Consider the following 13918-nt stretch of genomic DNA (forward strand, 5'->3'; position numbering starts at 1 on the left):
ATTATTCCTCCTTCAGGGGTCGGTTTAGCAGGGATTGAATGGCCTCGGTCACACTGTAGGCACCACGGCTCAGGTCCGCCACTGTTGCGCTTATGGGCATATCCAGCCCTTCTTGTGTCGCGATGTCGGACATCGCACGCGCAGTGGCGACGCCTTCGACTGTGGTCGCAGTGTCGAAAGGTAGATTTCGACCCAAAGATAGGCCAAAACGGTAATTTCTGGACAATTCGGACGAGCAGGTCAGGACCAGATCACCCAAACCAGACAGCCCCATCAGCGTGTCGACCTGCGCGCCTCGCATAAGCGCAAATCGCTGCATTTCAGCAAAGCCCCGCGTCAAAAGGGCGGCACGGGCGCTGTCACCCAGTCCCGCACCGATGGCGGCTCCGCATCCGATGGCCATCACGTTTTTCAATGCCCCGCCCAGTTCGGCACCGGTGACGTCTGTTGTGCGATACAGGCGCAAGTTGGACGTTGTCAGGGCGTGCTGCAGTTCTTGGCTCAGGTTCTGGTCGGCACAGGCCAGTGTCAGGGCGGTCGGCAACCCCCGCGCGATGTCGTCGGCGAAACTCGGTCCGGTCAAAAGGGCTGGGCACGCATCTGGTATGACCTGCTGAATGACCGAGATCGGCCCAAGCCCAGTCGACAGTTCAATTCCCTTGCAACAGGCGACCAAGGTCTTTCCCGATAACGCCGAGGCGTGATCCATGAGAGCGCTGCGCAGCTTCTGCATGGGCACGGAAACCAGCAGAATCTCGTTCGTTGCCGCCTCTGCGATGTCAGAGGTAATGGTGATCGCGCTGGGCATCGATACATTCGGCAACCGCGCCGCGTTTTCGCGGTCTCTTTGCATCAAACGCGCCTGATCCACGTCGCGCGCCCAAAGTGTGACTGGCCCGTTCCCGGCTAGCGAAATTGCCAGCGCTGTCCCAAAGGCACCGGAGCCCAGTACGGAAATACTCATGCCTTGGCACCTTTCTTGCCGCTGCCCAACATCGCGGGGCTGGTTCGGTCCAGAGGCCATCGCGGACGTGCTGTCAGGTCCAGCCCGTCGCGGGCACCGGTGCGAAACCGCTCGATCCCGGCATAGGCGATCATGGCGGCGTTGTCGGTGCAAAAGCGCAACGGAGGTGCGGTAAAGCGGGCCCCGTTTTCGGTCGCAACAGTCTCTAACGCGGATCGAATGGCAGAATTGGCCGCGACCCCACCCGCGACGGCGATAACGGGGTCAGGCGGGCTTTTTTGCAGATAAAGGTCGATGGCCCGTCGTGTTTTCTCAGCCAGAGTATCCACGATCGCCTGTTGAAACCCGGCGCACAGGTCCGCCCGATCCTGACGGGTGAACCCACCTTTTTCCGCAGCGATCTGGTCACGCATACGCATAAGGGCCGTTTTCAAGCCAGAAAAGGACAGGTCACAACCGGGCCGATCCAGCAAAGGCCGAGGAAAACGGAACCGTTTCGGGTCACCTTTCCGCGCTTCGGCTTCGACCGAAGGGCCGCCGGGCTGTGGCAGACCCAAAAGCCGCGCGGTTTTGTCGAATGCTTCGCCGGGGGCATCGTCTATCGTACCGCCCAGCCGCGTGAACTTTTCCGGGCCGTGGGCGATCAGGTACTGACAATGTCCACCCGACACGAGCAGCATCAGGTACGGAAACGCGATCCCGTCCGTCATCCGAGGAGTCAGCGCGTGACCGGCCAGATGGTTCACTCCGATCAGGGGCAGTCCGGTAGCGGCGCTGATGCCCTTGGCGCACATGACCCCGGACATGACGCCGCCGATCAGACCCGGACCGGCGGTCACGGCGATGGCATCGACGTCACCAAGGGTTACGCCTGCGGATTCGAGCGCCTGCATCACGCAGGTGTCCAGCTTTTCGGCGTGGGCACGGGCGGCGATTTCGGGGACGACACCGCCATATGCGCTGTGCAGATCTGTTTGGCCATAGACAACCGACGACAGCACTTCTGCCCCGGCGCCGTCACTTTGGCGCACGACTGCGGCGGCTGTGTCGTCACAACTGCTTTCCAGCCCGAGGACAGTAAGTGTTTGCACCATTGGCCTGATCCGTTACACCTTGATTGCAAAGCGGGGTATCACCCTGCGCGGATGCAAACAATCCCAAGGCCAGGGGCACCGCCGTTGTATTTGTTGATGACCCGCCCTCGCGCCGCCTCGGAAAGGTTCGTTGCGCAATTGCCAACCCGGGTCAGGTCACGGGTTCAGGTCATCTATTCCCCGATCCTCGAAATCAAGCCCTTGCCGGTTCAGGTAAACGACACGGATGTACGCGGTCTGATTTTTACGTCGGCCAATGCGGTTAATGCCGCGGCGTCAATGGGCGTGGATCGCGCTCTGCCTGCTTATTGTGTTGGCCCTGCAACCACTGGAACGGCCAAAGGTGCAGGATGGCAGGCACAGATGGTGGGCCAGACTGCCGAAGAACTGGTTGCCGCCCTGCTGCAAGCCAGGCCCGACAGCCCGCTTCTGCATCTGCGCGGAGAACACACGCGTGGAAGTGTCGCCGAACGGCTGACCGAATCCGGCCTGACTGTGCGCGAACTGCCCGTGTATCAGCAGCGATTGTTACCGCTGACATCCGAAGCCGAGGCCGCCGCGTTCGAAAAAGCGCCCGTAATTGCCCCTATTTTTTCCCCCCGAACGGCGCGACATTTTGCCGACATCTGGCATGGGACGGCACCCTTGATGCTGGCTGCAATCAGCGCCGCGACAGCCGAACCCCTTTATTCCTTGGGCTATGAGCGTCTGAAGATTGCCAAGGAACCGACTCCGAAGAAAATGAGGAAAGCCATTAAAAAGCTTGTGAAACATGCGTTGCGGGTTGAGGGCGACGAGGCCACAGATTAACTTAGTTGGGTCTGTAGTTCAGGTCATTTCGGATTCGATAAAGGGAATATTGCGTTGGCTGGTAGTAAGAAAACCGATCAAAAGCCGGTGGATGATCCCAAGGTCGACGACGTAGCCGATGCTGTTGCGGCGGCCGAGGAAACATCGGTTGACGAGGTTAAGCCCGTAGAAGAACCGGTTTCCGAAGCCGAAGCCGAAGCCGAAGCCGAAGCCGAAGCCGAAGCCGAAGCCGAAGCCGAAGCCGAAGCCGAAGCCGAAGCCGAAGCCGAAGCCGAAGCCGAAGCCTCATATAAGGTTGATGAAGAAAAACCCGGTGAACGCGTGGTCGAAAAACGCAGCGGATTCGTGCCCGCGCTGCTGGGCGGCGTATTGGCCGCAGCTATCGGGTTTACAGTTGGCGACAGTAACATGTTCTCATCCGACGGCTCAGATCAGATCGCGGCGTTGGAGGCCAAGCTAACCGAACAGGCCAGCCAAATTGAATCCCTGACCAAATCGGCATCCGGTGGCTCGGAACTGGCATCGAAAGTTGATGCGTTAACTGGTCAATTGGCACCCATCACCGCTGATCTGGATACCGTTAAGTCCAGCCTTGCCGAATTGGGCGAGAAGATTGAGCCGCTGACTGCCCGGTTGGGTGAGATTGAAAGCGGGGCCTTGACGCAGGGCGCGTCACCCGAAGCAACGGCTGCGTTTGAAGCAGAGTTGAAGAAATTACAGGATTCTCTGGCCGCCCAACGTGCAGAAGTTGAAAAGATGGTGGCAGACGCGCAGGCGCTTGAGGCGAAAGCCTCGGCCGAGGCGATGGCCGCAAAAAATGCCGCGATTCTGTCCAAGCTGCGCGGTGAGCTGGACTCGGGACAGCCTTACCCGGGCCTGATTGCCGACCTCTCGGCCGGCGGTGTTGACGTGCCCGAGGCTTTGAGCGCCCCGGCGGATAAGGGTGTCGCAACTCTTGCGGAGCTGCGCGAGTCGTTTGAACCGTCTGCGCGCGCGGCGCTTGCTGACGCACGAGAGGCTGACAAAGGCGTCGGGCTGGTTGCCTTCCTGCAGCGCCAGACAGGCGCGCGTTCTGTGACGCCTCAGGATGGGGATGGCCCGGATGCAGTTCTGTCCCGTGCGCAGGCCGCGTTGTCAGACGGTGACGTGTCCGGCGCGTTGAATGAACTCAAGTCCCTGCCAGAGGCGGCAAAAGCTGCGATGGCCGATTGGGAACAGGCGGCACAAACGCGGGTGGCCGCGGTCGACGCCGCAGATGCGCTATCCTCTGGCGCGAACTCGAACTGAAGGACCTGCCATGCTGTGGTCACTTTTTAAGATTCTTGTTTTTGTAGCGATTGTCGGTTTGCTGGCTGTGGGCGCGGGCTTCCTGATGGAAACCAGCGGTGGCGTACAGATCACTGCAGGTGGAATGGAATATACGCTGGGTCCGTTACAATCGGTTATTGCGCTGGGCGTGATGGTCTTTGCGATTTGGCTGTTCTTCAAATTGCTGACACTGCTGATTGCCACGCTGAAATTCCTCAACGGTGATGAAACCGCGTTGTCGCGGTATTTCGACCGCAGCCGGGAACAGCGCGGGTATCAGGCATTGGCCGACGGGTTGATGGCGTTGGCCTCGGGCGAAGGCCGCGTTGCCATGAACAAGGCGACCAAGGCTGAAAAACTGCTGAACAAACCTGAACTAACGAACCTGCTGGTGGCGCAGGCCGCCGAGATGAACGGCGACACCAAGAAAGCGTCCGAGACCTATCGCAAGCTGGTCACAAATAACGCCACGCGCTTTGTGGGTGTGCGCGGTATCCTGAAACAGAAGCTGGCCGAAGGCGATGATGACACCGCCCGTAAGCTTGCGGAAAAGGCGCTGGCGATCAAGCCGCGACATCAGGAAACACAGGATATTCTACTGGGTCTTCAGACCAAGTCGCAGGATTGGGCCGGGGCCCGATCTACCCTGACCGCCAAGCTGAAGGCCGGTCATTTGCCGCGCGACGTGTACAAGCGTCGCGATGCGGTGCTGGCACTGTCCGAAGCCAAAGGGATTCTGGACGAATCCGCAACGGTTGAACAACGCGAGCACGCGATTGAAGCTAACCGTCTGTCCCCTGATCTGGTGCCAGCGGCGGCAATGGCCGCGCGCGCCTATATTGAAAAGGGCAAGCCGCGTTCGGCAACCAAGATCCTGAAAAAGGCGTGGGAGGTTCAGCCCCATCCCGATCTGGCTCATGCCTTTGCCGAGATCGTTCCGGATGAAACTCCTGACGAGCGCATCAAGCGCTTTACCGCGCTGACCCGTGTGCATCCCGAAGATATTGAAACCCGCCTGATCCTGGCTGAATTGAACATCGTGGCCGAGGACTTTCCCGAAGCAAGGCGTGCGCTGGGTGATGTCGTCGAAAAGCAGGCGGATGCGCGGGCCTATACTCTGATGGCCGCAATTGAACGCGGCGAGGGTGCGTCGGACGCGGTTGTGCAGGGGTGGCTGGCCAAAGCTCTGAATGCGCCGCGCGGACCGCAATGGGTATGTGACAACTGCCATGACATTCAGCCCGAGTGGGCCCCTGTCTGTCAGAACTGCCACAGCTTTGACACGCTCAGTTGGCAAACACCGCAAACGCCCGAGATCGCCTCGGCCACCGGCGTGCACATGTTGCCGCTGATCGTCGGTGCGCTAGAGGACAAACCCGAGCCAGAGGTTGACGAGCCGGAAGAAGAGGCTGAGTCCGAGGTGATCGAAATGGAGGCCGAACCCGTGCGCCCCGATATCGAGCCTGCAATCGAAGAAAAGGTCTGAGGGCACGGTTCAAAAGGCCCTTTAGAACCTTATTGCCCTTCAAGTGCCGTTGGGCCGATACGTCCAGCGGTAGTTTGGCGGGGTCGGGCCCTTGTTTCGGCCACCCTGCTGAGTTTGCTCCCAAGCGTGTGCCAGAATGCCAACAGATCGGGACAGGCAAAAAAGGCCGCGCGCTAGTGGTGCATCAAAACCAAGCTCGGCATAGATCACCGCCGTAGCACCGTCGATATTCATCGGAACGGGCTTGCCTTTGCGCCGGGCCAGTTCCTCTTCGATGTCATGCGCTACGGATTTGTAGCGCCCGACACAGGCGCCCGCTTCAATCGCTTCGTCCACAAGGTGCATCAAACGCGGGGCGCGCGGATCGGTTGGGGTGTGAAAACGGTGGCCAAACCCGGGCAGAATTTTTCCCTGCGCGGTGATCCAGTCATCCAGTGCCGGGCCAACGGCGGATGGGTGCGCGTTGACGAACTGATACAGGGTTACCGCTTGTTCCCCAGCGCCGCCGTGGATGTCCCCCAGCATATTCACTGCGCTTGCCATGGCGTTGTTGAGCGGCAGGCCGCACGTCACCGCCATACGCGCCGTAGCAATCGAAGGGGCTTGCGGCCCGTGATCCACGGCTGCAACCAGCGCGGCCTCGAACAATTTCAACTGTGCAGGGGATGGTCTGTCTCCGCGCACCATGAACCAGATCATTTCCGCAAAACCAAGGGTGCCGATCAGGTCCTGAATAGGTGTGCCCCGCAGATCTATTCGTCCGGGTTCCATGTCGATGATGGATGTTGTCCACCAGTCGGCGACATCGCTCATATGACCCCCTCCTTCATCAACGCGTTGATTTCATCACGGGTCAGGCCAAGCTCTGACCAGATCGCCGCATTATCTGCACCCAAGTCCGGCGGGGCGGTACGGGGCATTCTGCGTTGACCGTCCATCACGACGGGGCTGCCGGTCAGTTTCAGCTCTTTGCTCTGAACTGGCAAAGTTCCAATCAACCCGCGGCCCGTAAGCTGTTCGTCAGCCAGCGCCTCAGGCACGGTCATCACCTGCCCGGTTGGGACGCCAATCGCGTTCAGCTCGCCAACCCATTCCCGGGCGGGTCGGGTGCGCAGGGTAGCTTCCAGTTCGTCCCTTAGGGTATGGCGGTTCCTCTTGCGATCTTCGCGCGTGGCATAGTCAGGGTTGTCCAGCAAATCGTCCCGCCCAAGGTGCCGGGCGAGCGCCTGCCATTGTTCGTCGCGGTTGGCCGCGATGTTGATCGAATTATCCGCTGTGGCAAAAGTTCCTGACGGGGCAGACGTCGTGTTTTCGTTTCCATGCGCCCCTGGCGTGACGCCCCCGATCAGGTAGTTCGATACCACCCAACCCATAGTGGAGACCACGGCCTCGGACATTGCGATATCCAAAAACGCGCCGCGCGGCTTGGCGTTCAGGGCGGCACTGATAGCGAAGGCGGCGGTTAGCCCACCGACGGTATCGGCCAGCGGGTAGCCGACGCGATAGGGCGCTGTATCGGCTGCTCCGGTGATCGACATGACACCACTGATACCCTGAACGATCTGGTCGTACGCCGGGTCTTTTTTGCGCGGACCGTCCTGCCCAAAACCGCTGATCGCGCAGTAGATCAGATTGGCATTTTCAGCGCGCAGCACATTATAGCCAAGGCCAAGGCGGTCCATGACACCGGGCCGGAAGTTTTCGACCAGCACGTCGGCGGTTTGCACCAGCTTCTTCAGCAAGGCTTTGCCCTTGGCGGATTTCATATCCAGCGTGACTGATTTCTTATCCGCGTTTTGTGCAAGAAAACTAATGCCCATCCCGGCTGTGTTTCGATCCGGGTCAGCCCCCAACACCCGAGCAAGGTCGCCGCCCTGGGGGCGTTCGACCTTGATCACTTCGGCCCCCATCAGGGCAAGCTGATAGCAACAATACGGGCCTGCCAGAACATTCGTCAGGTCAAGAACCCGTATCCCTGCCAGCGGCTCAGTCGCCATCGGCGATACCAGCAGCCCGCGCCCGTGCGCGGCGTGCGCGATAGCTGGGCAGCAGCACCAGCAGCGCGGCGATGACCAGCAGGCCCAGCGTCATGGGACGTTCCCAGATAAACGCGATCCCATCATAAAGCTGCATGGACCTTGCAAAGTTGTCTTCCATCATTCCGCCAAGGATGAACCCGATCAGAAGCGGGGCCAGCGGATAGTCGGCAAACTTCAAAGCCGTGGCGCATACGCCGAAGCCAACAAGGATCAACAGTTCGGTCGCATTGTTCTGCCCGATATAGGCCCCCATCAGGGTAAAGAACAAAATAAACGGGATCAGGTAGTTACGCGGAACCGACAGCACCTTGGCGATGTAGGGGATCAGCGGCAGGTTCAGGATCAGCAGGACAAGGTTACCGATGAACATCGACATAATCACCGCCCAGAAGATCTGCGGTTCGTCCAGCATCAAGCGCGGGCCGGGTGTCACGTTCAAGGCAATCAGAGCGCCCAGCAGGATCGCGGTTGTGCCGGAACCGGGAATGCCCAGCGTCAGCAGCGGAACGAATGATCCGGTACAGGCGGCGTTGTTCGCCGTTTCCGGGGCCGCCAGGCCCTTGATCGAGCCTTTGCCGAATTCTTCCTGTTCCTCTTTCGGGGCAATGTTGCGCTCAACAGCGTAGCCAAGGAAGCTGGCGATTGTCGCGCCCGCGCCCGGCAGAACACCGATAAAAAAGCCTTGCACGGATTGGCGACCCACGACAGGTGCGATAGCCTTGGCTTCTGCCTTGGTAATGCGCAGGTCTTTGATCTCACCATCGTCGCCTTTCAGGTCTTTTGGTTTCAGGACCAGAAACAACGCCTCGGGCAGGGCAAACATGGCCATGGCCAGCGTGATGAACCCAAAGCCGGATTGCAGGTCCATGATCCCCATGGTGAAACGGGGCAGGTTGAACAATGCGCCTTCGCCAACGGTTGCCATGATCAGCCCAAGGACCGTCATGATGACCGCTTTGGCGACCTGTCCGCTGCCGGCAAATGCAGCAATGGCGGATAGACCGACTACCATCAGCGCGAAATACTCGGCCGAATGGAACAACAGCGCTACTGATGAAAGGGCAGGGGCAAACACCATTAGCAGCACGGCACCCAGCGTGCCGCCTGCGAAACTGGCGATCGCGGCTATTGTCAACGCCTTGCCTGCTTTGCCTTGTCGCGCCATCGGGTAGCCATCGAAACTTGAGGCCACCGTCCCCGCGACCCCCGGCGCGTTCAGCAGGATCGAGGATGTCGAGCCACCAAAGATCGCGCCATAGTAAACCCCTGCCAGCAGGATCAGCGCCGCGGAAGGGTCGCCCATCGAGATTGCAACCGGGATCATGATAGCGATAATCGACATCGGTCCGAGACCGGGCAACATCCCGATGAATGTGCCGATCAGACATCCCGCGATGACCATCAGAAGGTTTTGGATTGAGAATGCCGTTTGCAGGCCGATCAGAAGTCCTTCAAGCATGTCAGCCTCCGAAAATGCCCGGCAACGGGCGCATGTAGATGCCAAGAACTTCCTGGACCAGATACCAGACCGCCCCCGTTGCGATGAAGGCAACAGGCAGCATGATGTGCCATTTGCGCTCGCCCAGAATGAAAGAGCCAAGGATCAGGAATGCCGACGTCGAAATCAGGAAACCGACGGGGCGCAGGCACAGGGCGTAGATCACCATCAAAGCCAGCAGCATCAGCGCCTGATCCAAGTGGTATTCGCCCAGACGCCGATAGTCGATATCGGCTTCTTTCACCTCGGACTTTTCAAAGCCCAGCAGGATGATCGTTGTGGTGATGATCCCCAGAATGGACAGCACTTTGGGGAAGGTGCTTGGCCAGATTGGATTTCGTTGCATGAAAGGGGGAAGGCTACTGTCCATCGTGAACCAGGCGGCGTAGCCATATGTTAAACAAACACCCAGCAGAACGAGCGCGATCCAGCGATCCAACGCCATGATGCCCCCTCCTTTTTGTTGTCTTTGGGGAAGGCAGAGCGGCGGACCGCTCTGCCAATTATCAATTAGAGGAAGCCCAGCTTCTTCATCAGATCACCGATCTGCTGTTCCTGCTGCTCAAGGAAGGTCTGGAAGTCAGCGCCCGAGTTGTGGATGTTCACCCAACCGTTGCGCGCCCGAACCTCTTCCCATTCCGGGGTGTCATACATCTTCGCAATGGCGTCCTGATAGGCGGCCAGCTTGTCTTCGGGCAGGCCGGGGGCTGCGAAGAAACCGCGCCAGTTGACAAAGGTGGTGTCGATGCCCTGTTCCATCATGGTCATCGCGTCAGGTGCGGCGTCCACACGCTCTTCCGAGGTGACGCCGATGATCTTGACCTCACCGGCATTTGCCAGATCGACGGCTTCCGAGAAACCGGTCGACAGCGCGGCGATCTCACCGGACAGCAGGGCTGCCATGGCTTTCCCGCCTGCGTCATAGGGGATGTATTTCACGGCCAGTGCGTCTTTGCCCGCCGCTTCCATCACCATGGCCGCAACCAGATGGTCCATACCGCCCGGAACCGAGCCACCGCCGATCGCTGTGCCTGCGGGGTCAGCGTCAAATGCGGCCAGCAGATCTTCCATCGAGTTGATGGGGCTGTCCTTGCCCACAACAATCGCCGCATAGTCGCCGATTGTGCCCGACACCAAAGTCAGGTCGCGGAAGTTATGCGGGAACACGCCGGTCAGCGAGCGGATCACGATGGGCGTCGAATTCACCATCAGCGTGCCGTGGTTGCTGTCGGCGTTTTCGATCAGAAAGCCGATGGCCTTGCCGCCGCCACCGCCGGACATGTTTTCGTAGGACGCGGTTCCGACAAGGCCCGCGTTGGTCAGTGCTTCGCCCGTGCCACGGGCCGTGCCGTCCCAACCGCCGCCAGCGCCGCCGGGAATCAGAAAGTGGATGCTGTCTACGACCTTATGGCCGTCGGCCAGCGCCGGACCGGTCAGGCCAATTGCGGCCACAGCTGCGATTAGGGCGCGACGGCCCAGTTTGAATGTCGTCATGGTTTCCTCCCGTTTGACAACCGGCCGCATGGCGGCTCAGATTGGACGGAACAAAAACACACCAACCTGACATCAACCTGTCACGCGGCAAAATACTGTTTGGGCCCGATGAAATTTCTGCTTGTCGAAGACAATCTGGATCTCGCGAATGCGGTCAGTTCGCGTATGCGGCTGGATGGCCATGTCATTGATCATGCAGCGAATTTGGAAGACGCCACCGCCTTTGTTGAAACCGAGGAATACGACCTGATCCTGCTGGACATCATGCTGCCGGATGGGGATGGCCGAGACTTTCTGAAACGGCATCGGGCCAGTCGTCTGGACACGCCGGTGATCGTTTTGACCGCGCGCAGCCAGGTTTCGGATCGAATCGGTTCACTTGATCTGGGGGCGGATGACTACGTGACCAAGCCATTTGATCATGCCGAGCTTGAGGCCCGCTGCCGCGCGGTCCTGCGCCGAAAATCCGGCAGCGCCAAATCCACGATCGAGATCGGCGGCGTCGTGTTTGATCCGGTGGCCGGCCATTTGACCGTGGCCGGGGAAACCCTTTCGCTGCGAAATCGGGAACTGCGCATGATGGAGCTGTTCATCAACGCGCCGGGCCACGTGTTTTCGAAACAAAAACTCGCTGACAGGCTGTTTTCCTATGATGACAGCGTGACGGATAACGCGATTGAGGTTTATGTCGGTCGCCTGCGCAAACATCTTGAGCCTTCGGACCTGAAAATAACCACGCTGCGTGGTCTGGGGTACAGGTTGGACCATGACCACTAATCCCAACGTTTCAGGGTCGCTGAGAAACAGGTTGGTCCTGACCCTGATTGGCGGAGCGGCGGTTCTGGCCGTGTTGTTGTTCTTTGCGGTTCGCAACTATGCCGCGCAGGTGGCTCAACAAGGTCAGGACAACATCCTTGAGGCGTCCGTGACGTCCATTCTTGATGCCGCCGCGTTGCGGGATGGGGTGCTGGAGGTGGATATCCCCTATGCCGCGTTCTCGATGCTGACCACCCCAACCGATGATCGTGTATTTTACGCCATTTATCAGGACGGGGTGTTTCTGTCCGGCTACGAAGATTTGCGGCTGGCAGCGGCCCCAGCCCAAAGCGATTGGTCCTTTACATCTGGTGAATTGCGCGGCGAACGCATTCGACAGGTCAGCGCAAGCCGAACGCTTGTGGGGCTGGGCCGGCAGACTGAAATCGAAGTTGTACTTGGTCAGACGCAGGACGCGCTTTCACGGACCCTCGACCAGATCTCGCGCAATGCCGCATTTCTGGGGCTGGGGTTCTTTCTTTTGACGGCGGCGCTGTCATTCTGGATCACGTCGACCACGATCGGACAGCTTAACAAGCTGACCACATCCGTCACGCGGCGGGGCCCTCAGGACCTCAGCCCATTCAAAAAGCCGGTCCCACGGGAAATGGCGCCTTTGGTGATGTCCCTGAACTCTCTGATGGGGCGCTTGGATCAATCGCTCAGCCAGTCCGAGGATTTCATCGCCGAGGCCGCGCATCGTGTGCGCACGCCATTGGCAACCGTGCGATCTTATGCCGAAGCAACGCTGCATCGTGTTGAGCGCAAGGAAAACCGCGAGGCGTTGCGGGCGATGGTGCGGGCAATCGACGAAAGCTCGCGCGCGGCGGGGCAGCTTTTGGATCATGCCATGATCACATTCCGCGCCGACCACCTTGTGCGTGAAGATGTGGATTTGGTTGAATTGATCCGCGACCTTGTTCAACGCCTGACGCCAATTGCGGAAATGAAGGAGCTGTCTTTGTCCATGACAGGTGATCCTACGGTTCCCTATTCCGGCGATCCCATCCTGATCCAGAACGCGGTGCGAAACATGATCGACAACGCGTTGAAATACGCTCCGTTGGACAGCACGGTCGAGATCGAGATTAACGGAAAACCCGAAATCAAGGTGAGCGATTCCGGCCCCGGTTTTCTTCCTGAAGAGGTCGAGACACTGACCCGCAGGTTCGAGCGCGGCAAGAACGCGGCTGGAACAATCGGCTCGGGTCTGGGGCTGACGATCGCTCAGGACGTGGCGATTGCACATGGCGGCACGCTTGTTCTGACAAATCAGCCATCGGGGGGCGCATGCGTTATCTTATCGCTTTAGTTCTGCTTGTCTTGCCCGGACTCGGATGGGCCGACGATTGGGAAGATCAATTGATCTTCAACGAAAGAGCAGACGGTCCGCGCCTGCGTGTCATTTCCAGCACCGACACGGTGTTGTTCGCCCCTTTGATCGATGGATTTGTCGCAAAAAATCCCAATATCAGTGTCGAATATCTTGTATCAGGGACTGCGGATATCAATCAGCGCGTCCGCGCCACGCCGGATGCCTTTGACATTGTTGTTTCAAGCGCGATGGACCTGCAGCTTAAGTTGGCAAATGACGGGTTTGCTCTGCCGCTAGAGGATATCGAGACACCATCGTGGGCGCAGTGGCACCAAAGCCTGTTTGCTTTTACGACCGAACCCGCGGCCATCGTGATCAACCGAGCAGCGTTCGAGGGTCAGGACGTTCCTCAGACTCGTCAGGGCCTGATCGAAGCGCTGCGCAAGCGGCCCGAAGAGTTTCGGGGCAGGATCGGAACCTATGATGTGCGCGACTCTGGTCTTGGCTACCTTTTTGCGACCCAAGACGCACGCGCGTCCGAGACATTTTGGCGTCTGATGGAGGTTATGGGCGGCCTTGATGTGCGCCTGTATTGCTGTTCCGGCGAGATGATCAACGATCTTGCCGATGGTACAATTCTGGTGGCCTACAATGTTCTTGGCAGCTACGCCGCCGTTCGCGCTGAGCGCAAGGACGCCCTTGAGGTGATTTTTCCGACCGATTTCCAAACGATCATGATGCGCACCGCGCTAGTGTCCAGGGCGACACAGCAACCGGACGCGGCCGAGGCTTTTGTCCAGTACCTTGTCGAAGAAAAGCCAGTGGTGCAGGGCAGCCAGCTATCTCTTCCCCCGCTCATGTCTCAGGGTGAGTCCACGGATCATGAGACAATCGGGTTGAATCCGGCCTTGCTGACATTTCTGGATGATTTGAAACGAAAAAAATTCCTGTCTGCGTGGGAAAACGCGGTCATCCAGTAAGCGCGCCGTTGTAACCATGACGTGCGCATGAATGGTTTGTTTTCCGCCTTTCAGCCAATTGTCCCAATCAAATCCGTTTGCTAACGTCGCCTCGCGTCGAGGAGGGCGCGCAAA

The 13918-nt window shown here is 59.0% G+C and carries 13 protein-coding genes; 6 read left to right on the forward strand and 7 right to left on the reverse strand.

Going from position 1 to position 13918, the window contains the following annotated elements; all coding sequences use genetic code 11:
* Nucleotide 1: 1 nt before the first annotated feature.
* Both RUESEDTHA_RS07235 and tsaD read right to left on the reverse strand, forming a co-directional pair.
* Nucleotides 2-964, reverse strand: a complete 963-nt coding sequence (locus tag RUESEDTHA_RS07235; protein WP_180885663.1) for an NAD(P)H-dependent glycerol-3-phosphate dehydrogenase — start codon at nucleotides 962-964, stop codon at nucleotides 2-4.
* Complete coding sequence (gene tsaD, locus RUESEDTHA_RS07240; protein ID WP_180885665.1) at nucleotides 961-2058, reverse strand: tRNA (adenosine(37)-N6)-threonylcarbamoyltransferase complex transferase subunit TsaD; 1098 nt, start codon at nucleotides 2056-2058, stop codon at nucleotides 961-963. Before tsaD ends, RUESEDTHA_RS07235 begins: the two co-directional genes overlap by 4 nt.
* A 96-nt stretch (nucleotides 2059-2154) precedes the next feature.
* On the opposite strand from tsaD, the gene RUESEDTHA_RS07245 reads away from it, so the two are divergent.
* The 3 genes from RUESEDTHA_RS07245 to RUESEDTHA_RS07255 are packed head-to-tail and all read left to right on the forward strand — an operon-like array spanning nucleotide 2155 to nucleotide 5662.
* Nucleotides 2155-2868 carry a uroporphyrinogen-III synthase gene (locus RUESEDTHA_RS07245; RefSeq protein ID WP_180885667.1) on the forward strand — a complete coding sequence of 238 codons (714 nt, stop codon included), beginning with the start codon at nucleotides 2155-2157 and terminating at the stop codon, nucleotides 2866-2868.
* Nucleotides 2869-2922: 54 nt separating this feature from the next.
* A complete protein-coding gene (locus RUESEDTHA_RS07250; protein ID WP_180885669.1) occupies nucleotides 2923-4155 on the forward strand; it encodes a COG4223 family protein in 1233 nt (410 codons plus the stop codon).
* Between the two features lie 10 nt (nucleotides 4156-4165).
* A complete protein-coding gene (locus RUESEDTHA_RS07255) occupies nucleotides 4166-5662 on the forward strand; it encodes a heme biosynthesis protein HemY (protein ID WP_180885671.1) in 1497 nt (498 codons plus the stop codon).
* A 39-nt stretch (nucleotides 5663-5701) separates the two neighbouring features.
* Here the strand turns inward: RUESEDTHA_RS07255 and RUESEDTHA_RS07260 are convergent, their stop codons facing one another.
* The 5 genes from RUESEDTHA_RS07260 to RUESEDTHA_RS07280 form a co-directional block, all read right to left on the reverse strand.
* On the reverse strand, nucleotides 5702-6475 hold the full coding sequence (locus RUESEDTHA_RS07260; protein WP_180885672.1) for a citryl-CoA lyase: 774 nt from the start codon (nucleotides 6473-6475) through the stop codon (nucleotides 5702-5704).
* Nucleotides 6472-7659 (reverse strand): CaiB/BaiF CoA-transferase family protein, encoded by a 1188-nt coding sequence (locus tag RUESEDTHA_RS07265; protein ID WP_180885673.1) that lies wholly within the window; start codon nucleotides 7657-7659, stop codon nucleotides 6472-6474. Before RUESEDTHA_RS07265 ends, RUESEDTHA_RS07260 begins: the two co-directional genes overlap by 4 nt.
* Nucleotides 7649-9160 carry a tripartite tricarboxylate transporter permease gene (locus RUESEDTHA_RS07270; protein WP_171123686.1) on the reverse strand — a complete coding sequence of 504 codons (1512 nt, stop codon included), beginning with the start codon at nucleotides 9158-9160 and terminating at the stop codon, nucleotides 7649-7651. Before RUESEDTHA_RS07270 ends, RUESEDTHA_RS07265 begins: the two co-directional genes overlap by 11 nt.
* Nucleotide 9161: 1 nt before the next feature.
* Nucleotides 9162-9644: a tripartite tricarboxylate transporter TctB family protein gene (locus tag RUESEDTHA_RS07275; RefSeq protein ID WP_180885674.1), complete on the reverse strand. Its 483-nt coding sequence runs from the start codon at nucleotides 9642-9644 to the stop codon at nucleotides 9162-9164.
* Between the two features lie 65 nt (nucleotides 9645-9709).
* Nucleotides 9710-10693, reverse strand: a complete 984-nt coding sequence (locus tag RUESEDTHA_RS07280) for a tripartite tricarboxylate transporter substrate binding protein (RefSeq protein ID WP_180885675.1) — start codon at nucleotides 10691-10693, stop codon at nucleotides 9710-9712.
* Between the two features lie 108 nt (nucleotides 10694-10801).
* Between RUESEDTHA_RS07280 and RUESEDTHA_RS07285 the strand changes: the two genes are divergently transcribed.
* Genes RUESEDTHA_RS07285 through RUESEDTHA_RS07295 form a run of 3 tightly spaced genes read left to right on the forward strand, consistent with a single transcriptional unit; the run spans nucleotide 10802 to nucleotide 13804 of the window.
* Nucleotides 10802-11470 carry a response regulator transcription factor gene (locus RUESEDTHA_RS07285; RefSeq protein ID WP_171123996.1) on the forward strand — a complete coding sequence of 223 codons (669 nt, stop codon included), beginning with the start codon at nucleotides 10802-10804 and terminating at the stop codon, nucleotides 11468-11470.
* The gene (locus RUESEDTHA_RS07290; RefSeq protein ID WP_180885677.1) at nucleotides 11460-12821 is read left to right on the forward strand and encodes a sensor histidine kinase; all 1362 of its coding nucleotides are present in this window, start codon (nucleotides 11460-11462) and stop codon (nucleotides 12819-12821) included. Before RUESEDTHA_RS07285 ends, RUESEDTHA_RS07290 begins: the two co-directional genes overlap by 11 nt.
* Complete coding sequence (locus RUESEDTHA_RS07295; RefSeq protein WP_180885678.1) at nucleotides 12800-13804, forward strand: ABC transporter substrate-binding protein; 1005 nt, start codon at nucleotides 12800-12802, stop codon at nucleotides 13802-13804. Before RUESEDTHA_RS07290 ends, RUESEDTHA_RS07295 begins: the two co-directional genes overlap by 22 nt.
* Nucleotides 13805-13918 lie beyond the last annotated feature (114 nt).

It is taken from the genome of Ruegeria sp. THAF57 (assembly GCF_903914075.1).
In the GTDB taxonomy this organism is placed as follows: Bacteria; Pseudomonadota; Alphaproteobacteria; order Rhodobacterales; family Rhodobacteraceae; genus Ruegeria.